At 67.2% G+C, this 19,885-nt stretch carries 13 protein-coding genes and 2 pseudogenes; 7 read left to right on the top strand and 8 right to left on the bottom strand.

Annotation, left to right across the window (positions count from 1 at the left end; genetic code table 11):
* The first annotated feature begins 4 nt into the window (after positions 1–4).
* Genes AC0OLQ_RS15740 through AC0OLQ_RS15730 form a run of 3 tightly spaced genes read left to right on the top strand, consistent with a single transcriptional unit; the run spans position 5 to position 6,073 of the window.
* A complete protein-coding gene (locus tag AC0OLQ_RS15740; RefSeq protein ID WP_484531945.1) occupies positions 5–1,240 on the top strand; it encodes a DUF6361 family protein in 1,236 nt (411 codons plus the stop codon).
* Entirely contained in the window at positions 1,227–2,978 is a 1,752-nt protein-coding gene (locus tag AC0OLQ_RS15735) for a phospholipase D family protein (RefSeq protein WP_484531944.1), read from the top strand. The genes AC0OLQ_RS15740 and AC0OLQ_RS15735 overlap by 14 nt, the downstream gene beginning before the upstream one ends.
* Positions 2,975–6,073 (top strand): helicase-related protein, encoded by a 3,099-nt coding sequence (locus AC0OLQ_RS15730; protein ID WP_484531943.1) that lies wholly within the window; start codon positions 2,975–2,977, stop codon positions 6,071–6,073. The genes AC0OLQ_RS15735 and AC0OLQ_RS15730 overlap by 4 nt, the downstream gene beginning before the upstream one ends.
* Positions 6,074–6,159: 86 nt before the next feature.
* Here the strand turns inward: AC0OLQ_RS15730 and AC0OLQ_RS15725 are convergent, their stop codons facing one another.
* Together AC0OLQ_RS15725 and AC0OLQ_RS15720 are read right to left on the bottom strand one after the other, a co-directional pair.
* A complete protein-coding gene (locus AC0OLQ_RS15725) occupies positions 6,160–6,411 on the bottom strand; it encodes a hypothetical protein (RefSeq protein WP_484531942.1) in 252 nt (83 codons plus the stop codon).
* Positions 6,408–6,637: pseudogene (locus tag AC0OLQ_RS15720) on the bottom strand (DivIVA domain-containing protein). Before AC0OLQ_RS15720 ends, AC0OLQ_RS15725 begins: the two are co-directional and overlap by 4 nt.
* Positions 6,638–6,702: 65 nt before the next feature.
* On the opposite strand from AC0OLQ_RS15720, the pseudogene AC0OLQ_RS15715 reads away from it, so the two are divergent.
* A pseudogene (locus AC0OLQ_RS15715) lies at positions 6,703–6,894 on the top strand (Scr1 family TA system antitoxin-like transcriptional regulator); the annotation flags it as partial.
* Positions 6,887–7,090, top strand: a complete 204-nt coding sequence (locus tag AC0OLQ_RS15710; protein WP_484531941.1) for a DUF397 domain-containing protein — start codon at positions 6,887–6,889, stop codon at positions 7,088–7,090. The pseudogene AC0OLQ_RS15715 and the gene AC0OLQ_RS15710, both read left to right, overlap by 8 nt.
* Before the next feature lie 46 nt (positions 7,091–7,136).
* Here AC0OLQ_RS15710 and AC0OLQ_RS15705 read toward each other — a convergent pair whose 3' ends face one another.
* From AC0OLQ_RS15705 to AC0OLQ_RS15680, 6 genes are all read right to left on the bottom strand, one after another.
* The gene (locus AC0OLQ_RS15705) at positions 7,137–7,442 is read right to left on the bottom strand and encodes a winged helix-turn-helix domain-containing protein (RefSeq protein WP_484531940.1); all 306 of its coding nucleotides are present in this window, start codon (positions 7,440–7,442) and stop codon (positions 7,137–7,139) included.
* Positions 7,443–8,116: 674 nt separating this feature from the next.
* A complete protein-coding gene (locus AC0OLQ_RS15700) occupies positions 8,117–8,887 on the bottom strand; it encodes a DUF7669 domain-containing protein (RefSeq protein ID WP_484531939.1) in 771 nt (256 codons plus the stop codon).
* A 65-nt stretch (positions 8,888–8,952) separates the two neighbouring features.
* Positions 8,953–12,123, bottom strand: a complete 3,171-nt coding sequence (locus tag AC0OLQ_RS15695; protein ID WP_484531938.1) for a type I restriction endonuclease subunit R — start codon at positions 12,121–12,123, stop codon at positions 8,953–8,955.
* A 65-nt stretch (positions 12,124–12,188) separates the two neighbouring features.
* Positions 12,189–13,472 (bottom strand): restriction endonuclease subunit S, encoded by a 1,284-nt coding sequence (locus AC0OLQ_RS15690; RefSeq protein WP_484531937.1) that lies wholly within the window; start codon positions 13,470–13,472, stop codon positions 12,189–12,191.
* Entirely contained in the window at positions 13,472–15,088 is a 1,617-nt protein-coding gene (locus AC0OLQ_RS15685) for a class I SAM-dependent DNA methyltransferase (protein ID WP_484531936.1), read from the bottom strand. Before AC0OLQ_RS15685 ends, AC0OLQ_RS15690 begins: the two co-directional genes overlap by 1 nt.
* A 12-nt stretch (positions 15,089–15,100) precedes the next feature.
* The gene (locus tag AC0OLQ_RS15680) at positions 15,101–17,185 is read right to left on the bottom strand and encodes a hypothetical protein (protein ID WP_484531935.1); all 2,085 of its coding nucleotides are present in this window, start codon (positions 17,183–17,185) and stop codon (positions 15,101–15,103) included.
* A gap of 247 nt (positions 17,186–17,432) precedes the next feature.
* Here AC0OLQ_RS15680 and AC0OLQ_RS15675 point away from each other — a divergent pair, with 247 nt between their 5' ends.
* Positions 17,433–17,963, top strand: coding sequence for a DUF4352 domain-containing protein (locus AC0OLQ_RS15675; RefSeq protein WP_484531934.1), 531 nt, complete (start codon positions 17,433–17,435; stop codon positions 17,961–17,963).
* A gap of 96 nt (positions 17,964–18,059) precedes the next feature.
* Positions 18,060–19,820: a DUF6119 family protein gene (locus AC0OLQ_RS15670; protein ID WP_484531933.1), complete on the top strand. Its 1,761-nt coding sequence runs from the start codon at positions 18,060–18,062 to the stop codon at positions 19,818–19,820.
* Positions 19,821–19,885: the final 65 nt, after the last annotated feature.

Genomic DNA, 19,885 nt, shown 5'->3' with positions numbered 1-19,885 from the left:
ATCCATGGCTTCCGGGCTGAGCTGGCTGGACAGCTCTCGTGACGACCAGCAACGCATCCGCGAGTTGCTCAAGCTGTTCAGCGACACGGAGAGCCGCGACGAGTTGGGCATCGGCCAGGTCCGCGACGCGTTCAGCGATCTGCTGTTCCCCGGCACGTCGGTCATTCAGACCCGGGCCCGCTACCTGCTGATGGTGCCGTGGTGCTATCAGGAGGCGCAGCGGCGTGGGCTGCGCGGTGACCGGCTCGCCGCGCAGGTCGACCGCAACGAGCGGAAGGTGATCGACGCCCTGCTGCGTGGGGACGACACGGAGGGGGTGATCGGCCGACGCGCCGGGGTGGGCGTGCGTACGCTGCCGTCGAGCATCTACGCGGCGGCGCTGCTGCGGTACGGCATCCGCACCGGCGACGACGAGGCCGCACCAGACCGTCGGCTGGCGGCCGGCCTGGCCGAGGCCGGTGAGCTGACCGACCGGTCGAGCGGGACCTGGCACCCGACGCTGCCGCCGGCACCGGCAGGCTTCCCCAACGACGTCGCCGGTGGGCTGCGGCTGCACCCAAACGAGGCCCGCTGGCTGCGCGAGCGGATCCTCGCCGCCGCGCCGAGCACCCTGCTGGCGTATCTGCTGGAACCCGAGCATCGTCCCGGCTGGGACAGTGAGGCGCCGTGGGAGGAGCCGGTCGCGCTCGCCGCGCCGGAGCCGATCGGCTCGCTGCTCCGGGACGCGGCGCGGTTCTCGCTGGCCATCCACGGCGCGGCCTTGCTGTACAACCTGCTCGTCGCCGAACGGTACGAGAAGGCCGGCCTGACCGAACGCGAGGCGCCGGTCGCCTGGTACCAGAGCGCGCTGCAGGAGTGGAACGAGCGGGTGACGGCGGAGCACGACCTAAAGGGCTGGGACCGGTCGAGCATGTGGCTCCGGCTCGAGCTTCAGAATCCGCGGATCGTCGGGAACGCCGCCGCACGCCGGTTCATCGACCGGTGGCTCGACGCGGTCACCAGCGGCGCCGCCGGCGACGCCGCCACCGACCAGAGTCTGCGCAACCTGGTGGGCGAACGGGAACGGTCGGTGAAGAAGGGCCAGTCGCGGCTGGTCAACGACAAGCTGCTGCGCACCTGGAGCGGCTCGTCGGGCAGCCGGCAACTGGTGTACCGGTGGCCGCAGGTGCGCCGGATCCTCGCCGACATCCACGACGGCTGCGCCGCCGACCTACCGGAGGCCGCCGATGCTCTCGCCTGATTCCCGCGCTCTTCTGCTCGACGCGCTGCGCCCGCCGGCGGGCGCGCGGCTGTCCCGCGCCGTGGCATTGACCTTCACCCTGGACCTGGAGAGTCTGCTGGTCACCCCGCTGGCATTCGCCGCGCACGGCCTGCGGGAGTCGTCCGATCCGATCGCGGTGATGAAGGGGGTGCGGCACAGCGCGGACCGCATCGACGTGTTCTGTCAGGCAGGGCAGATCACGGTGCCACCGACGAGCTCCGCGCTCCTGGCGTTCGTCGAGCCGATGGTGCATCAGGTGCGCCGGCCCAAGCCGGGTCACCTGTTCCACCCGAAACTGTGGGCGTTGCGCTTCCACGACGAGACGACCGGGGAGGCGTCACTGCGGCTGCTCGTGCTCAGCCGCAACCTGACCAAGGACCGCAGCTGGGACGTGTGCCTGCGCTTGGACGGTGCGATCGGCACCCGGATAGCCAGCAGCAACCGGCCCCTGTTCGAGCTGCTGCGCCAGGCGATGCGGCTGGCGGTCGCGCCGCTGCCGCCGCTTCGGCAGGCGGCGCTCGAGGCGCTGGGCGAGGACCTGCGCCGCGCCGAGTGGGAGTACCCCGAGGGCGCGCAGGAGATGTACTTCCATGCCCTTGGCGTGCCCGGCGCTCGGCCACCGGACTTCGACGGGACACGTCACCTGGTCATCTCGCCGTTCTGCACGCCCGGTGGTCTGGCGCGGTGCGCGTCGAGCGGCCGGCGGGCGGTGGTGAGCCGGCAAGAGACGCTCGACTGCCTGCCCGACGACAGTCTGGCCGGTTCCGAGGCGCTGGTGATCAATGCCCTGGCCGGTCTGCCCGTGGAGGGGGCGCCGTCCGGACAGTATGTCCTCACCGGGCTGCACGCGAAGGTGTACGTGGTGGAGAAGGGCCAGCGGGCGCGCTTCCTGCTCGGCTCAGCCAACGCCACCGACGCGGCGTTCGGCGGCAATGTGGAACTGCTGGTGGAACTGGTCGGTGGGCGCACCCTGTGGGGCATCGACGCTCTCCTCGGACCCAAAGCGGGATTCCGGGAGATCCTCGAACCCTACGAACGCCACGACGCCGCCGAACCGGAGCCGGAAGCGGTCGCCCTTCGCGATCTGATCCGCGACATCGCTGCCATCCCGCTGTCGGCCATCGTCACGCCGGAGGCCGACGGATACGGAATCCGGCTGGCGTCCGAGGATGCCCTACCCGACGCGCCGGGCGTGCGGACTACCGCGCAGCTGCACACCCGCCGCGGGGAGGCGGTGGTGCTTACGCCGGGACAGCCGATGGACGCGACGTTCAGCGGGCTTGCGCTGGTCGACATCACCCCGTTCGTCGTGGTCAGCGTGGAGGACAGCACCGGTCGGGAACAGACAGTGGTCCTCGCTGCTCTGGTCGGCGATCCCGCGCACCGGCTCGACCATGTCATCGCCGCGCAGATCGACTCGCCGGAGAAGTTCCTGAAGTTCCTGCTGCTCATGCTCGGCCTCGGCACCGAGGCTGTCGCCACCATCGGCGGCGAGGCCGGTGGACACGGCGCCTGGCGTTCTGGCGCAACCGGAATTCTCGAGCTGCTGCTCAACGCTCTCGTCGACCGGCCGGAGCAGCTCGACGACCTGGCCCGACTGGTTACCCGCATCGAAGCCGGCGGTAACGGCGAGCGTCTGCTGCCGCCCGGCTTTGTCCAGCTGTGGCGGGTCATCACGCAGGCGCGGGACACGATGACAGAGGCGGTGCCCTCGTGAAGCGGTACGACGCCGGCCCGGTCATGGCCGGATTGAAGGACTTCCAGCGCGCCAGCGTCGCCCATGTCATCGACCGGTACTTCGGCGCCGACCCGACCCGCCGGTTCCTGGTCGCCGACGAAACCGGGCTCGGCAAGAGCGTCGTCGCGCGAGGCGTCATCGCGCAGACCCTGCAGCGGCTGCAGGACGACGACAGCGTCGAGCGGGTCGACGTCATCTACGTCTGCTCCAACCAGGACGTCGCGCGGCAGAACATCGACCGGCTACGGGTCACCCCCGACGAGACGGTCACCCTCTCCAGCCGGCTTACCCTGCTCGCCAAGTACGCAGACCAGCTCAACGCCGCGACCGCCACCGTCGGCAAGCCGATCAACCTGGTCGCGTTCACCCCCGGCACCTCCTTCGACCAGGGCTGGCGGACCGGCACGGCGGAAGAACGGGCGCTGCTGTTTCTAATCTTGGAGCAGGCGAGCTCTTGGGACGGGTGGCGAGGACGGGCGGCGCTGCGAGCACTGCAGGCGGGCGTAGCGAATCCCGAACGGTTCAAGGAGCGGTGCGACCGGCTACGCGAACACCTGGGCGGGAAGCTCGACCGGACCATCACCAGGGAGTTTTTGCGTCAGGCCCGCCGCCGGGGCCTGCTCCACCAGTTCGAGGCGCTGCTCGACGGCATCGGCCGGCGCGCTGTCCTACCCGATGCGCTGCGGGAGACCGCCCGCAAGCTCACCGGCGACCTGCGTACGGCGCTGGCCACCGCCGGCGTCGAGGTTCTCGAACCCGACCTGATCATTCTCGACGAGTTCCAGCGGTTCCGCGAACTGCTCGACCCAGCCGGCGGCGAGGGCGCCGAACTCGCCCGACATTTGTTCAACTACCGGGCCGCCCGGGTGCTGCTGCTGTCGGCCACCCCGTACAAGCCGTTCACCTTCGCCGAGGAGGCCGCCGCCGGCGAGGACCACTACGCCGACTTCCGGCAGGTGCTGCGATTCCTCAGCGACGACGAGCCGTGGCACGCCGACGTGACCAAGGCGTTCGAGTCGTACCGGGAGGCGCTGGTGCGCGGCGAGCCCTGCGGCGACCTGCGTGACTGGCTGCGCAGCCTGCTGCTGCGGGTCATGTGCCGCACCGAACGGCCCATGCTGGGCCAGGACGGGATGCTGCGCGAACAGCTGAGCCTTGCCGACGATCTCGACGTCCCGGACGTGCGCAGCTACGTCGCGATGCGCAAGATCGCCCAGGCGGTAGGCGCCCCAATGACTGTCGAGTACTGGAAGTCCGCCCCATACTTCCTGAACTTTCTCGACGGCTACCAGCTGGGCGACAAGGTCCGCGCGGCGCTGGACGACCGTCCGCACCCGGAGGTGTCCGCGCTGCTGGCCTCCGCGCAGCTGCTGGACGCCGACGCGATCAGCCGCCGAGCACCGGTCGATCTCGGCAACAGTCGGCTGCGGCAGCTCGCCGCGGACACCGTCGACCGCGGCTGGTGGCAGCTGCTGTGGCTACCGCCGTCGCTGCCGTATCACGCGCTCGGTGAGCCGTTCGCGGCGGCGGCGCGGGAGGGCATCACCAAGCGGCTGCTGTTCTCCTCCTGGAACGCCACCCCCACCGCCGTGGCAGGACTGCTCAGCTACGAAGCCGAGCGTCGGCTGGGCCGCGCCGGCGAAGGGCACCGCCACCTCGACTACCGGATGGAGCACGGTCGTCCGGCGGCGATGAGCGCGCTCGCCCTGTTCTGGCCGCATCCCGCCCTGGCTGCCCTGTGCGACCCGCTCGACGTAGCCCGGCAACGGCCGGACGAGACCCCGACGCTCGCCGTCATCGAGCGGGAGGTCCGGGAGCGGCTACGCGCTCGCGTTGCCGCCCGGCCGGCAACGACCGAGGCTGGTCCGGCGGAGCCGTGGGAGCTGGTCTTCCGGTGGCCGGGCGGTGATGCCGGCGTCGAGGACGCCGCCGCGGCCTTGGGGGGAGCGTCCTCCGACGAGGAGGGGCCGGCCACGGGTCTGGACCGGCACGTGGCCCGCGCCCGCGAGCTGGCCGGCCAGGCCGGCTACCCGGCGGTGGGCCAGCCGGACGGGCTGCTCGACACTGTCGCGGCGATCGGCCTGCACGGCCCCGGCAACATCGCCTGGCGGGCGCTGTCGCGGCTGATCCACCCCGGCAGCGCCGTCACACCCGGCGGACATTGGCGCGCCGCCGCGCTGCTGGCCAATGGGCTGCGCTCTCTGTTCAACCGGCCCGAATCCGCGCAACTACTCGAGAGCCTCTCGATGGGCCAGGTCTATTGGCAGGCGGTGTTGCGGTACTGCGCTGCCGGCGGTCTGCAGGCCGTCCTCGACGAGCACCTGCACACGCTGCGCAGCACGGCGTCCGACACTCCGCTCAACGACGAAGAGCTGTGGAAACTCGCCGACGAGGCGCGCCAGGCGATCGCCAGCCGCCCGTCAACGTACGTCGCCTTCGACCCGCACCGCCCCCGGCAGCCGATCAGGCTGCCCGGCCGGTTCGCGCTGCGCTACGGCGGCCGCGGCGAGGAACAATCCCAAGTCGACCGCAAGGTCGCCGTACGCCGGGCCTTCAACAGCCCGTTCTGGCCATTCGTTGTCGCCACCACCAGCGCCGGCCAAGAGGGCATCGACTTCCACCAGTGGTGCTCGGCGGTCGTGCACTGGAACACCCCCGCCAACCCCGTGGACTTCGAGCAGCGTGAGGGCCGGGTGCACCGATTCGGCGGCCACGCCGTACGCCGCAACGTCGCCGCAGCGCACCGCGCGGACGCCCTGCGCTCCCCCGACCCGGACGTGTGGAAGGCCCTCTACGACGCGGCACGAGCGGTCTCCGGCGAGCTGGGAGACTTCGCGCCGTACTGGGTGTTCCCAGGGCCGGCGAAGATCGAACGACACGTCCTGCCGTACCCGCTCAGCCGCGACCAGGCGAAGCTCGACCGGCTCAAGGCCGACCTGGCGCGCTACCGGCTGGCGTTCGGCCAGCCGCGACAGGAGGACCTGCTGAACCTGCTGCGGCGAGGGGAGAGCGAGGCGGTGGGGGTTCCCGACGTTCTGGATCTGCGACCCGCGCCGGAACGAAGCCAGCCGTGACGAAAAGTGGCTCGGCTCATCATCCTCGCTACGCCAGCGGCGAGCGCCTGGCATAACGTTGGTAGGCGTGGTGGCCGCACGGCTGGTCAGCGGCGGAGGCGGCGGGAGCAGGGACCGTCGTGGTCAGCCCGGAGCAGGCAGCGCCGCCGGCTGGGCAGGAGCGCATCGCAGAAGACCCAGTGGCGCACGTTCTGGTCGTCCTCCGTCGAGACGGTGGTCCCGCCCGGCTCGGCCTGCGGCAGGACGAGCACCCAGCGGCCGAGCACCCGAGCCAGGCGCTGCGCGGCGGGCAGGTCGCTGGCGACAATCGGCAGGTGGATGACGTACCGCTGGGTCATCGGTCGTGTCCCCGGACGTCGCGGTCGCGGGCCTGGTCGGACTGCCACCGGCGCAGCGCGTCCTTGATGACGGCGGTCTCCCGGGCGCTGGCGGCCAGGGCGGCGTAGACGGCGGCCATGTCGCCGGCGACCGGTCGAGGAAGGTGTACACGTCGTCGGGGTCGAGGCCGCGACGTCCGAGCCCGACCGGCTTGAACCGGCGCTCGCGCACCTGCCAGGGCAGCAGACTGGTGTACCCGCCAGAGCGGCGCGGTCGCGGGCTCCTTCGTCCTACTAGACTTCCCCGCTACTAAAGGCGGTAGAGCAGCGCCTGAACCATCCGTCGTGTACAGCGAGTCGCTCACCGGGGCGCTCTACCTCGACAAGCCGGACGAGCTTCGGGCTTACGAGGATGTGTGGAAGGGTCTGGATGCGCTCGCCCTCGATCAGGCAGAATCGAGGGACATGATCAAGAGAATCATCGGGGAGATGCGCCATGGCTGACCTGACCGGCGCCGTCTGGCGCAAGAGCACCCGCAGCGGCGACAACGGTGGCAACTGCGTCGAGGTCGCCGACAACGTCGTGGGTTTGGTTGGCGTGCGCGACAGCAAGGACCCTACGGGTCCGACGTTGGCCTTCCCACCGCCGGCTTGGGCCGCCTTTGTCTCAGCCGTCAAGATCAGAGTTGTCACGCCCTGATCGACGAATTTCCTACGGGTAGCTCGTGCGTGTCAGGCGTCGCCCGCTACCGAGAAGCCTGCCGGTGCAACGTCCAACCCCGCTCGGTGAGGGCCCATCGGCCGCGTCCCGCCTTCTGCATCGGCAGCAGTAACCCCTCCCGAACCATCTCGCCGCGCTCGAATGACGTGCGGTTTTCCCAGTTGGCCTCGAAAGGTCGCTTGGGCGGCGAGCGCCAGTCGTCGTCAGTGAACTGGTCCTGGAACGCCTTCGCCATCGCTCGCAAAGCCGATCGCCGCTCCGCCGCTCCGCCCAGATCTCCTAGCGTCTGGATGAGCCAGAGGCGAAGCTGCGATTGTGGCGTCAGTGCCATGGAAACCTCCGCAATGAGGGGATACGCCGGCTCGGGCCGACGCGAGACGACAAGAGGAAACACTGGAAGCTTGCCCAAGCTACGGCCCTTCCCAGTCCGGAGGCAGCGTCGAGGCCCAGGGATGGCTTGGCGGCAAACCGACCCGAGGCTCTCCCGCACGCTCCCGGACCCAATGGGGAAGTAGCACCGGAACGGAGCTGGTTGAGTGTTCCAGCAGATCCCAACGGCCCTCGTAGCCCTTCCAGACCTCCGCGTTGATCCGGGCCTGCGCAAGCTTCGTGTTTCGGGTCCCGGGCTGCGCGTCTGGGTGGGTAAGCCAGTTGCGGTGAACAATCCACGTTGCTGCTGCCACGTGGAGCCGCGGAACGATGTAGCAGGTGGGGGCGTGCGTCAGGTCGCGCGTGAGAGCGATGAAGACGTACCACTCGTGGTCGAATGCTGGCGTGAAGTCCTTCGCTCCAGGCATCCACGAAACCTTGCCGGCTGGCGCGGCAGCCTTCACTTGAAGTTCGACCATACGGCGGGAGACGGTACTCACGGCGAGTATGTCCGTGCGCTCAAGTCCTTCCCGGGTGAGGGTTGCGACCCAGCCCTGACGAGCCAAGGCATAGCAGACGTAGTGCTCACCACTCGCCCCGGTCAACCTGCGGTCAACCACTCCGGTCCTCCCCGCGCTACCGGAACTGCCGCTGCTGGGCGATTCGGATCCGCTCGCGCCACTCGGCCGATAGATCGACGACCATTACGTCAACGTGGTGAGCCTTTAGCGCAGCCGCGTACCAGGTCCGCGCCTCGGGCCGGAAGGACCGTGCCGCCTGCTCATCACTGAAGCAGAGAATCAATCGGTGATGGCCGCCCAACTCCCTACCGACGTGAATGAGCTTGAGTGCGTCCGCCAAGACCTTCTGCTTCTGCCCGCCCTTAGGCGGCCCCTGGTGCGCCCAGGCTTCCACAAGAGTCGGCGGGGCATGGCTGACGCCATCTACGTCCACGTATTCGCCACCAGCAAGGTGAAGTCGCTTCGGGATGACCTCGTAGCCCAACAGATCAGCAAGCCCGTCCAGGATCGCCGTCTCTGCCTGCCGCTGCACTTTGCTGCTTCCGGCGGGAACCTCCGGGAGCGGCTCTTCGTCGCCACGAGTGGTATCACTGGTTCCCGCAGCGAGCGGGGCCACCGACGTCCCAATCCGCTGAGCCATCTCGACAAGGCGGTAGCGCCCGCCGCCGTCGCGAGTCAGGTCAGGGTAGCGGACAGCGTGATGGGCTGGAGCATCCACGCACATACGGGAGACGACGTGAGTCCGTATCGTGCTTTCCGCGAAGGTGCTTCCTCGCCCGATCAGCAGGCGTACGACTTCCTCCGCCGTGAAGCTGCCGTCGGCACTTCGGGCAGCCAGCTCATGGGCAGCCTCGAGCACCTCATCACGACAGGTTCGGGCCAGCATGCCGCCGACCGTATCTCCCGGTGCACCAACGGGTACACAGCCCGTAGCACGATCCTTCATGACCGCTACGCCTGATCTTCTACGTACGTACGGGTCTGCTTGAGCACCAGCTCGACGGCCTCAGGACGGGCGTCCGGTGGGTAGCCGTACCGGGCCAGCAGTCGCTTGACCTTGCTGCGCACCAAGGCTTGAGCCTGCTCCCGGATCCACCAGTCGATCGGAAGGTCCTGAAGTTCGCGGACCAGATCCTTTGCGATCTGTCCAAGCACGACGTCCCCGAGCAGTTCCGCTGCTGACCCGTTCTGCGCGACCGCGGTGTAGAAGGCATACTCGTCCTCGGTAAGGCCCATCTCGGCGGCCTTGCCGCGGTCTGCGGAGACCTCCTTGGCCAGCGCGACCAGCTCAGCGATGATCTCGGCAGCGGTCAGACCGCCGGAGGTGTAGCGCTGCATCGTCTTCAGCAGTTTGGCGGTGAACCCTTCCTGCGCAACAACGTTGTGGGGGTGGGCCGAACGGACCTCACGCTCGATCGCCCGACGCAGCGCCTCGATGGCCAGGTTGGGACGCTGGCTCTCGCGCAATCGGCGCATGAAGTCTTCGTCCAGGTGTGACAAATCCGGGCGCTGGATGCCGGCGGCCTCGTAGATGTCGACAACCTCGTCCACCGCGATCGCGCTCGCCGTCAGCTGCCGGATCGCCAGCTCGACGTCCGCCGCAGTCGCGAGCCCCCGCTCCGCCCGCTCCTCGGCCTTCAACTTGGCCAGATACAGGCGTACGGCTTCGAAGAACTCCAGGTCCGCACGTAACGGTCGAAGCTTGTCCTCACGCGGACAGTTGCTGTAGGCCCGAGCGATCTTCCGGGCGGTGTCGGCGTAGCGGTCGGCGAGGGTGGGCTTGCCCTCCTCCAGGTCTGGTTCCGGGCTGCGGAGGTAGTCCACGACGTCGAGCGCGGCGTGGTAGAAGGCACGCGGCCTGCCGGAGTCGCGCTTGGCCCTCCAGTTGATGCCATGAAGCTGACTGCCGATCACACCGTGCAGCTCAACCACCATGTCGACGGCCGCGCTGATGTCCTTTCCGATCGGCTTCTCGTCGATGTCGGTCCGGGTGTACTCGGCGAGCGCCTTGGTGAGGTCGTCGGCGATGCCGAGGAAGTCCACCACCAGACCGCTGGGCTTCTCGCCCCACCGACGATTGACTCGGGCGAGGGCCTGCATCAGGGCGGCGCCGCGCATTGGCTTGTCCAGGTACATGGTGTGCAGCGGCGGCGAGTCGAACCCGGTCAGCCATAGCGACTGGACGATCACCAGCTCCAGCGGGTCGTCGGCATCCGTGGCCCGACGCTGGATCTTCTTGATTGCGCCGGTCGAACGGACGTGGGTAGCGATCGGCTCCTGGTCCTTGGCGCTGCCGGTGTATACGGCCTTGATCAGGCCTTCGTCGTCGTCTTCTTGGTGCCACTCCGGGCGGATCGCGGTGATCTCCTTGTAAAGGTCAGCTGCGACCTTTCGGGAGTAACAGACGATCATGCCCTTGCCGGGTTTGCCGGTCAGCTTGACCATCTCGGTCCGACGGCGTTCCCAGTGCTCAACGATGTCTTGGGCGAGCGTCCGTACCCGATCGGCGTGGCCCACGACATCCTCATACTGCGCGAACGCCCGCCGGACGCGCTTGATCTCCTCCTCGTCGAGGTCAACCGTCAGGTCCTCGGCCTCCTCGTCCAACGCCACCGGGTTCACGCCCTCGGGGAGGTGCACCGGAATGTGTCGGTTCTCGTAGTAGACCCTCACCGTGGCGCCGTCACGGACGGCGCGGGTCAGGTCGTACACGTCGATGTAGTCGCCGAAGACCGCCCGGGTGTTCGCCTCGGCTCTGGAGATCGGCGTGCCGGTGAAGGCGATGAACGCCGCGTTGGGAAGCGCGTCGTGCAGGTTCTTGGCGTAGCCGTCGAGGAAGTCGTAGTGGCTGCGGTGCGCCTCGTCCACAACCACGAGCACGTTGCGCCGCTTGGACAGCAGGGGGAAGTCGATGTTCGCTTCCTTGTCCGCCTTGGAGCGGTTGAACTTCTGCAGCGTCGTAAAAATGATCCCGCCGGATGGCCGATCCAGCAGGCGCATCAACTGCTCCTTCGTGTCCGCCTGCACGGGTGTCTCAGGCAGCAGGTCACTGGCGGCGAAGGTGAGGAAGAGCTGGCTGTCCAAGTCGATCCGGTCAGTGAGCACCACGATCGTCGGGTTACGCAGCGCCGGCTCTTTCATCACCTTCGCGGTGTAGTACGCCATCTCCATGCTCTTGCCGGAGCCCTGGGTGTGCCACACGACGCCGATCTTGCCGTCGCCGCCCACCGCTGTGATCGTCTTGTCGACCGCCGTGTTGACCGCGAACATCTGGTGGGCCTTCGCCAGCCGTACCGTGTCGATCGCGCCACCCCGCTCTCGCGAGAAGGCGGTGAAGTTGACCAACAGGTCCAGGAAGAGCTTGGGGTCGAACGCTCCACCGATCAGAGTCTCCAGCGCTCGCCCGTCGCTGACGTCAACGGGCTCGCCACGCTCGTCAATGTCCCACGGCGCCATGTGCTCCCACGGCGTGAACAGTGTGCCGAACCGTGCGGTGATGCCGTCGCTGGCAACAGTGAAGACCGGCACAGCGAGGGCGGTCGCACCAAACTCACGCCTATAGGTCATGAGCTGGTCGTACGCCTCGCGGGTGCCGTCGGTCGCGCCAGCCTTCTTCAACTCGAACACCGCCAGCGGCAGACCGTTCACATACGCCACCACATCAAGCCGGCGTTTGCGGCGCGAATCCCTAATCGTCACCTGGTTGGCCGCCACCAGATCGTTGCCGTACGGATCGAGAAAGTCGATCACCCAGGCAGTGTCGGTGCGGTTCTCCCCTGATGCCGGATCGACGTACCCGACCTTCACCCCGCGCGTCAGCAGCGCGTGAAGGCGGTACCGCTCTGTAAAAGCGTCCGCCGAAGTCCGCATTTCGAACTCCGCCACTACCTCGTCCACAGCGTCCTGCGGCAACTGCGGATTGATCCGCGAGACCGCGTTGCGTAGCCGGCCGTAGAGAATCAGGTCGCCCCAAGACTTCCGCGCGCCATCGCCCTTGCGCGACGGCGCCAGTTCGGCGCCGGTCATGGGCTGCCACCACTCGCCAAGCTGATCCTTGACGTGATACTCCCACTCGGCCTCGGATTCGTCGTGCGGGAAGGCCGGGTCTCGCGATGACATCATCGCTACTCCATCGTTGCGGCTGTTCTGCGGGGTGAGATTCGTTGTAGTGCTATGCGCACGGAGAGTCAGGCAACTTCGGACACCAACTGCTCGGCGTCCTTGATTCGGAGTTCGCCAGAAATCAACCTTGGCAGGAGCGTGTCTCGGACCTGCGCTAGGACTCGAGATTCTCGGGCTGCCAGAAGTGCACGCCGCACCATCGGGCCAATTGTCGTATCAAACCGATCAAGACGGTCATCTGATGGGACGATCATCGGCAATCCTTTAGCGGCGGTAGAGTTAAGCCCTGGAACGGCGACGCCAGTACCTCGCATCCGCATCTCGTCAAGAATTGGATCGGAAGAAAGCCAGAAGTACCCATACTCCTGTGTGAGAGGACGCCGAAACCGGAGGCGGTAGACATGCTCGTTGATGCACATCTGCGAGAAGGGAAAACCTTCGCCAAATAGCGAGACGTGTGGCTCAAACTTTCCAGGACGACCGCCATCCTTGTAGAGCAGGACGTCCCGATCTTCGAGAACCCCACGCTTCATTGCTGAGAAGAAGTCGAGCGGGACGAACTTGACTTTGTCGAAGTCAAACGACGCGAGCCGGACAATGCTTTCGGCGCCTATGCTCGGCACGCCATCCAAATACGCTGCAACGCCGCCCCGCGGTCGGCTTCCTGACTCGAAGACTGAGGTCATCTCGCCCAACGTTGAAATCTTCCACGTATCCGGAAGGCCATGTCCAAATGTCAAATGCGCCAGGGCCTCAGCAAAGCAAGCCTTGAAGAGTGCCTTCCCGAGTTCGTCAACCTTTTGCATAATCCGCTCGTTGACCGCGATCTTGTCGTCGAGCGCACCAAGCAGCGATGCGATCGCTTTCTGTTCAGACAGCGGGGGCACAGAAATAGACGCACTTGCAATTATGCCCGTGCTTAGATTCTGCTGTGCAGCACCATTGGCAAGCGAGATCAGAGTATCGCGGCCGGCTAGGAGACTGTAGTAGAGGAAGCGATGATCTACCTTATCCGGATCAACGATGAGCGCGCAACATGCCTGATTGCACGCCATTGGCGCGCCAAGAATCGCGAGCTTCCCCGCTGTGGGGGAACCGTACATTGCCACGAGCACCGTGTTGGCCGGAAGGAGCTTTGCCGAGGACCGAGCCAATCCGGCTTCAGTAATATGTTCCTCAGCATCCCAAACAATCTCGTCGCGAATTTCCTGAGTCTTGAGCCACGGAATGCCGGAGGTCGAATAATAGGAGGATTCCTTGCGGCTAGGCGTTCCGCCGCTGGTGACCTTCACACAAAGGTTCCGAATCGGGACAGCGGGCCACTCAGCCAGACCCTTGATGAGGTGCATCAGAGCCTCTCAAGCTGTTGACGGACGATTGCCTCGAGACGGGCAGATTCGTCGAAATGCGCCAAGAGATCCTTCGTCAGACGCGCGATCCGTTGCTCGGTCGGCTCGTCGCCCCTGGTGTCGGCTTCCGCGGCGCCGACGTAACGGCTGGGCGTGAGGATGAAGTCATGCTCGCGGATCTCGTCCAAGGTGGCTGACTTGCAGAAGCCCGAAGCATCTGCGTACTCAATGGTTTTGTCAGTGCCGCGCCAGGAATGATAAGCGTCCGCGATGCGACGAAGGTCGTCGACGGTAAGGTCGCGTTCGGTACGGTTCACCATGACGCCCATGTTGCGGGCGTCGATGAAGAGCACCTGGTTGGTGCGGTTGGCGAGCCGCTTCGATCCCTGAGGGCTCTTGTCTCGGGATAGGAACCAGAGGCAGGCCGGGATCTGGGTGGAGCGGAAGAGCTGTCCGGGGAGCGCGACCATGCAGGCGACGAGGTCGCCTTCGACCATGGCGCGGCGGATATCTCCCTCGCCCGACTGCTTGCTGGACATGGAGCCGTTGGCGAGGACGATGCCGGCGCGGCCCTTCGGGGCGAGCTTGTGCGCCATGTGCTGGAGCCAGGCGTAGTTGGCGTTGCCGACCGGCGGGATGCCGTACTCCCAGCGGGGGTCCATGACAAGCCGGTCGCCGCCCCAGTCCGAGACGTTGAAGGGCGGATTGGCCATGACGACGTCGGCCCGCAGGTCGGGGTGCTGATCCTCATGGAAGCTGTCGGCCCACCTCGTACTGAGGTTGGCTTCAATGCCGTGGATGGCCAGGTTCATCTTCGCCAGCCGCCAGGTGTTCTGGTTGAGCTCCTGGCCGAAGACTGAAATGTCGAATGCTTTGCCGCCGTGCGTCTCGATGAACTTCTCGGCCTGCACGAACATGCCACCCGAGCCGCAGGCCGGGTCGTAGACCCGCTCGCCGGGCTGTGGTTCGAGGATCTCGACGATGAGCTTGACGATGCTCTTCGGGGTGAAGTATTCGCCGCCTCGTCGACCCTCGGCGAGCGCGAACTTCTCCAGGCAGTATTCGTACACCTCGCCGAGTACGTCGCGTGCGCTGCGGCGGTTGCCGTCGGCGTCGAACTGGTCGCGGAAGCGGAGCTTGTGGATGAGGTCGACTAGTTCGCCGAGGCGGCGCTCGTCGACGCCGCGCCCGTTGTAGAGGCCTTGCGGCAGGGCGCCCTTGAGATCGGGATTGGCGTCGCCGACAGCCTTCATCGCGCCATCGAGAAGCTGGCCGATGCTGGTCTGGCCGGCAGCCGTCTTGGCGCGATGTGCGAGAGACTCCCAGCGGGCGGCCTGCGGCACCCAGAAGACGCCGCGGCCCGCGTACTCGTCCTGGTCCTCCAGCAGTGCGGCGCGGTTCGCCTCGGGGATGCCCTCTGCTTCCAGCTCGGCTTCGATCTGCGCCCGCCGGTCGTCGAACGCGTCCGAGGTGTATTTGAGGAAGATGAGGCCGAGCACAAAGTGCTTGTACTCGGCGGCGTCCATGCTGCCGCGCAGCTTGTCGGCCGACTTCCAGAGAGTGTCTTTCAGGTCGGCCGACTGCGGCTCTGTCGGCTTGCGGGCGCGTGGGGGCACTGTCTTGTCTCCTCAGATGTTCGTGTTCGACGTGTTGGGCTTGAAGCGCAGGCTCATCGCCCCGTCGGCGACGCCGGCGGCGATCCGCTGACGGACCAGATCCAACGCCGCGGCCTGGTTTCGGGCTTGCTCTACCAGGTCGTTGAGCATCATGGACGCCTGATCGAGGTGGCCGTAGTCGACCGCGGTCAGCACGGGGATCTCCAACTGGTGCAGGGTGACGCTGCGCACGCGTGGACTGGTGCGTGCCGCGTTGCGCGCCGCGCCGAGCAGGGCCGCTAGCGCGTACGGCCCGATCCATGCCTGCTGAGGCTCGTCTCGGTACAGGGACGAGTGTTTGACGTAGCCGGGGATGCGCAAGCCCTGCACGGGGGTAAGCAGGACACTGCCGCCGATAGCGTCGACCATGACGCGAAGCTGGTCGCCGGCCATGACGACAACGTCGCCCGGTTCGGTGATCGCGGCTGCGGCGTACTGCCCGAGTGCCAGAACGTCGATGCGACGCTCGCCGACGCGCATCTCTCCGAGCAGCTCTTCGCGACCCAGAACCCGTTGTCCGCTGCGACCCAGGTCAGCATCGGGCATGCGATGGCCCGGCAGACGGATGAGCTGCCGGCCGCGTAGCAGCTCGCCGATCGTGCGGTACGTCATGCCCTGCGCGCGGGAGGTCACCCCGATCCGCTCCAGCGTGGTGATCGCGTCATCCGCGCCCATTTTGAAGGTTGCCGCCGCGGACTCACGTGCCCGCACCGCCGCCACCACGTGGTCCTCAGGTGCCGCCTTGGGTGCCAACAGATGTGACGGCAGGAGTGACCGCCTGCCCGCTAGGTCGGACAGGGGAATCGCCGTGCATGGCTCAGCTTCGCGCGACTCCCGCGACCCGCACACGAGCCGCGTTGTCTGTTCGATCCATGACCCGCCGTACTGGGACCGGACCTGGTCGGCGTCGCAGACAACGACGTCTCGCGTCGTGTCGCCCTCGTCGGGCGCCAGCACCAGCAGCACAAGGTCCGTGCCGCCGATGAAGCGGTGAATGTGACGGGGCAGTTGGATGATCGCGCGGACGCAACCTCGACGCACGAGTTGCTCGCGTACCCACGTCACCGGAAGCCGGCGTGATGTACCTGTGCGCGTCAGCGTCCATTCCGGCACGACGGCGAACCCAACGGCCTCGTCGCTGAGGCACTCCACCACCCGGGAGGCCCAGGACAGCGGGTGTTCCTCATGGTGGTCCTGCTCGCCGGGCTGGAACGGCGGGTCGACAAAGACAAGGTCCGAACCCGAGAGACTGCCCGTGTCCTGTCCGTCGGTGAGGACCGTGATCATCTGGTGGCCGTGGCAGAAGGACCTCAGACGCAGCCACCTTGCCGCCACCGGGTCTGCCTCGGCGCACCGGATCTCGCGTGGGCGACCGGCGCCCATCATGGTGGTGAGCATCTTCCCTGGGCCGGCCGCGAGATCAGCTACGGCAAGCTCGGTGAGATCTCCCAGCATCTCTTTCGCCAAGCGCAGGATCAGGTCGCAGATCTCGGCGGGGGTCTCAACCGGGCCACCGGACCAGCCACGACGACCAGCTGCGGAGAGCACCTCCTCGGCAGCGCCCGCCGCACCAAGCTCTGACACCAGACGCTCGACATCATCAAGCATCGACAACGCCGTTTGGCCGCGAGCGCCGACATGGCTGAGCAGGCCGACGAGATCGGGGTGCTCAACCTCGGCGCTGACGCACAGCTCCGCGAGGGTGGCGAGGTCGGCGGGCAGTGGGCGTTGGTGGGCCACTCGCAGCGCGATCAACTCGAGCGCGACATCGGCAAATGTGTCGGGATCGAGCTGGGCCTCATCAAGGTTGGCACCACGGTCCATGCTTGCCCGGAACCTGTCTCCGTAGGTGCTGGCCGTTGAGCCACCCTCCCGCGAAGCCGGCACCGGGCGACGGTCCAGCCACCGGGCCACTTCAGCCGAATCAAAGAGCGGCTGCCCAGGCGAACCGCCTACCGGGTCAGGAAAGTCAGGATGCCGGCGCCTCCAGTTGCTGACGCTTGGGCGGCGCACCTGGGCAAACCTGGCGATCTGCCCCAGCGTGACGGTCGACGACATTTGTCCCCACCTCCTCCCACCCGTCCGGTTGTCCGCGCCGCGACAGTACCGAGGGATGAGGATCTAGAGCAACCCGCACTCGGTGATAAGAGGGGTTATCTGACTCCGCCACTACGGACTTGATACCAGGGGTTCTCACGACGCGTTGTCGCCTGTCTGCCGGCTTGCCGCTCTTATGAGATGCGGCACCGGGCGGCCACCAGCGCCAGTCCTGGCCGACGCCATCAGACCCGTCAAGGAGACCAGAATGCGCAAGACCACCACCCTCGCCCTGCTCGCCACCGGCCTCGTCGCGTTGGGTTGCGGCTCCGGCACCACCGACAACGCCGGCAACTCCGGCAGCGGTGAAGGCGCCAAGGGCGACGACAAGCCCGCCAAGACCGCGAAGGTAGGCCAGCCCGCCCGGGACGGGAAGTTCGAGTTCACGGTCAAGTCGTCCAAGTGCGGCGTGGCCAAGGTTGGCAGCTCGATGCTCGGCGACAAGGCCCAGGGCCAGTTCTGCCTGATCACGGTCAACGTGAAGAACATCGGCAAGGAGTCGCAGCTGCTCGACGGCAGCAGCCAGAAGGCTTACACCGCCGACGGCACCCAGTACTCCACCGACACCGAGGCGGGCCTCTACGCCAACCAGGAGCAGAGCACCTTCTTCAACGAGATCAACCCCGGCAACCAGGTGACCGGCGTCCTGGTCTTCGACATCCCGAAGAACGTCAAGCTCACCAAGCTCGAGCTCCACGACTCCGCCTTCTCCGGCGGCGTCGACGTCGCCCTCAGCTGACCTCTCCCGCCAGGGGCGGGTCCCGCGAAGCCCCGCCCCCGGCGCACCCCTCCCCCGCACAACCGCCATCCCGATTCTCGCCGCGAGGAGATCGACATGCGCCGTGCGAACCAACCGACCACGCCCAGACCGGCCAGACGCCGTGCCGCTCGCAAGGACGCCACCCGGCCGCCGAACGACCCACCGACCCTCTTCGACCTGGACCTGCCCGAGCCACCGTCCGGCACCTACCCGACCTCGCTCTACCAGTTGGAGCGGATGCCGCCGACGGTCGAGGGGCTGCACGACGCGCTGGACCACCGCTACCTGCGCAAGCACGACTTCACGGTCGAGGAGCGCCTGGTCGCCGGCGCGCCGGCCCTGCTGGTGCACGGCACGGTGCCGCGCGAGCGCGCCGACTGGTGTGACGTGTTGGCTTCGCTGACCGGGGAGACGATCGACGTCGGATTTAGCAGCGGCGGCGCCGCGCTGCTCGTCGCGGTCGACGACCACATCTACGCGCTCGCCTACGGCACCGTCGGCCGGCACATGATCGACCTCGACCTTGCCAACGCTGGCTTCGGGATCGGCTTCGCGGTGCGTTCGCTCGCCCCGGACGAGATCAAGCGGGTACGCCGGCGGGTGTTCGGCACGACCGGCCGGGTCGACCGCAACATGGTGCCGGGCGGTCAGCACATCCGGATGTACGGGATCGACAAGTGGGGCGAGATCGTCGGGCAGGTCTGCGGTCGAGCGTTCAACCCGAACCTGACGGTCTGCCGGTCCACCCGCAAGGCCACCCCGGTCGAAGGCAGCGAGGCCCTGCGCATCCACCTCGGCGTCGAGCCGGAGAATCTGCTCGCCGACCTGCGGGAGATCAACCGCGTCTGCAAGCAGGAAGCTCCCTTCGAGGACCTGGAGTTCATCACCCAGATCCGTCCCGTGCCCGCCCGAGACCCGCGGCTGTCGGAGTTGGAACAGCAGCTGGACCGACTGCTCGCCTCACCCGAGCCAGACGAGATCGGTTTGGCCGTGCCGGGCCGGGTTCTCAACGAAGTCGAGCGGATCCAGTCGTACAAGATGCGGGTGCCCAAGTCCGGCCTCGGCGCGGCGCGCCTGTCGGAGCTCACGCTGGCCGACATCCTCACGCAGACCAATGGAGTGCCCGACGGCGAACGGTGGGCTTCCCTCTGCAACGGGCAGATCACCCTCTACGCCGACACGGCTGGAGCGGAGGAGATCGGTTCGACGGCCGCGTCGCGATGGATCACCGCCCAACTCCCGCACGGCGCGAGTCAGCTTCTGCTGCACGAGGGCGGCTGGTACGAGATCGGCGACAAGCACCGAGAGTTCCTCCGCGACGAGATCGAGCAGATCCTGGCCGGGCCGGCGAGCATCGCGCTGCCAGCGTGGACCGCCGACCTGCCGGAAGAAGCGGACTACAACGACCACGCCGCCACGGTATGCGGTCTGACACTGCTCGACCGGCGCCTGCTGCGGACAGGCCAGCACCACCGCGGCATCGAGGCCTGCGACCTGCTCGGGCCGGACGACGAGTTGATCCACGTCAAGCGAGCCAAGGGCAGCTCGCCGCTGAGCCATCTCTTTGCTCAGGGCGAGGTGTCGGTTGACGCGCTGCGGTACGAGGCTGACGCCCGAGCCGCGCTCGTCAAGATGGTCCGCCAGCAGCGACCGGCTCGCGCCATCGACCTGGACTTCCGTCCCCGCAAGGTCATCTACGCGATCGCACTCGGCTCCGGCAAGACGCTCACCGTCGACTCGCTCTTTACCTTCGCCCAGGTCGCGCTCTACCGGGCGGTGAAGTCCCTCCGCTACGAGGGCGTCGAGGTCGAGGTCGTCGGCATCCCGTCCACCTGATCCGTCCACGACATCAGCACCACCGTGTCATCCCCGCCGATCCGCAACCTCCATGCAGACAGAGG

This window comes from Micromonospora sp. Utrum1, assembly GCF_057197805.1.
This window is presented reverse-complemented; position numbering and strand designations above follow the sequence as displayed.

Excerpts from the sequence above, each read along its gene's own strand:
- AC0OLQ_RS15740 (WP_484531945.1), top strand. The coding sequence starts at position 5 with ATGGCTTCCGGGCTGAGCTGGCTGGACAGCTCTCGTGACGACCAGCAA.
- AC0OLQ_RS15735 (WP_484531944.1), top strand. The coding sequence starts at position 1,227 with ATGCTCTCGCCTGATTCCCGCGCTCTTCTGCTCGACGCGCTGCGCCCG.
- AC0OLQ_RS15725 (WP_484531942.1), bottom strand. The coding sequence starts at position 6,411 with ATGACCCAGCGGTACGTCATCCACCTGCCGATTGTCGCCAGCGACCTG.
- AC0OLQ_RS15710 (WP_484531941.1), top strand. The coding sequence starts at position 6,887 with ATGGCTGACCTGACCGGCGCCGTCTGGCGCAAGAGCACCCGCAGCGGC.
- AC0OLQ_RS15705 (WP_484531940.1), bottom strand. The coding sequence starts at position 7,442 with ATGGCACTGACGCCACAATCGCAGCTTCGCCTCTGGCTCATCCAGACG.
- AC0OLQ_RS15700 (WP_484531939.1), bottom strand. The coding sequence starts at position 8,887 with ATGCTGGCCCGAACCTGTCGTGATGAGGTGCTCGAGGCTGCCCATGAG.
- AC0OLQ_RS15695 (WP_484531938.1), bottom strand. The coding sequence starts at position 12,123 with ATGATGTCATCGCGAGACCCGGCCTTCCCGCACGACGAATCCGAGGCC.
- AC0OLQ_RS15690 (WP_484531937.1), bottom strand. The coding sequence starts at position 13,472 with ATGCACCTCATCAAGGGTCTGGCTGAGTGGCCCGCTGTCCCGATTCGG.
- AC0OLQ_RS15680 (WP_484531935.1), bottom strand. The coding sequence starts at position 17,185 with ATGTCGTCGACCGTCACGCTGGGGCAGATCGCCAGGTTTGCCCAGGTG.
- AC0OLQ_RS15675 (WP_484531934.1), top strand. The coding sequence starts at position 17,433 with ATGCGCAAGACCACCACCCTCGCCCTGCTCGCCACCGGCCTCGTCGCG.
- AC0OLQ_RS15670 (WP_484531933.1), top strand. The coding sequence starts at position 18,060 with ATGCGCCGTGCGAACCAACCGACCACGCCCAGACCGGCCAGACGCCGT.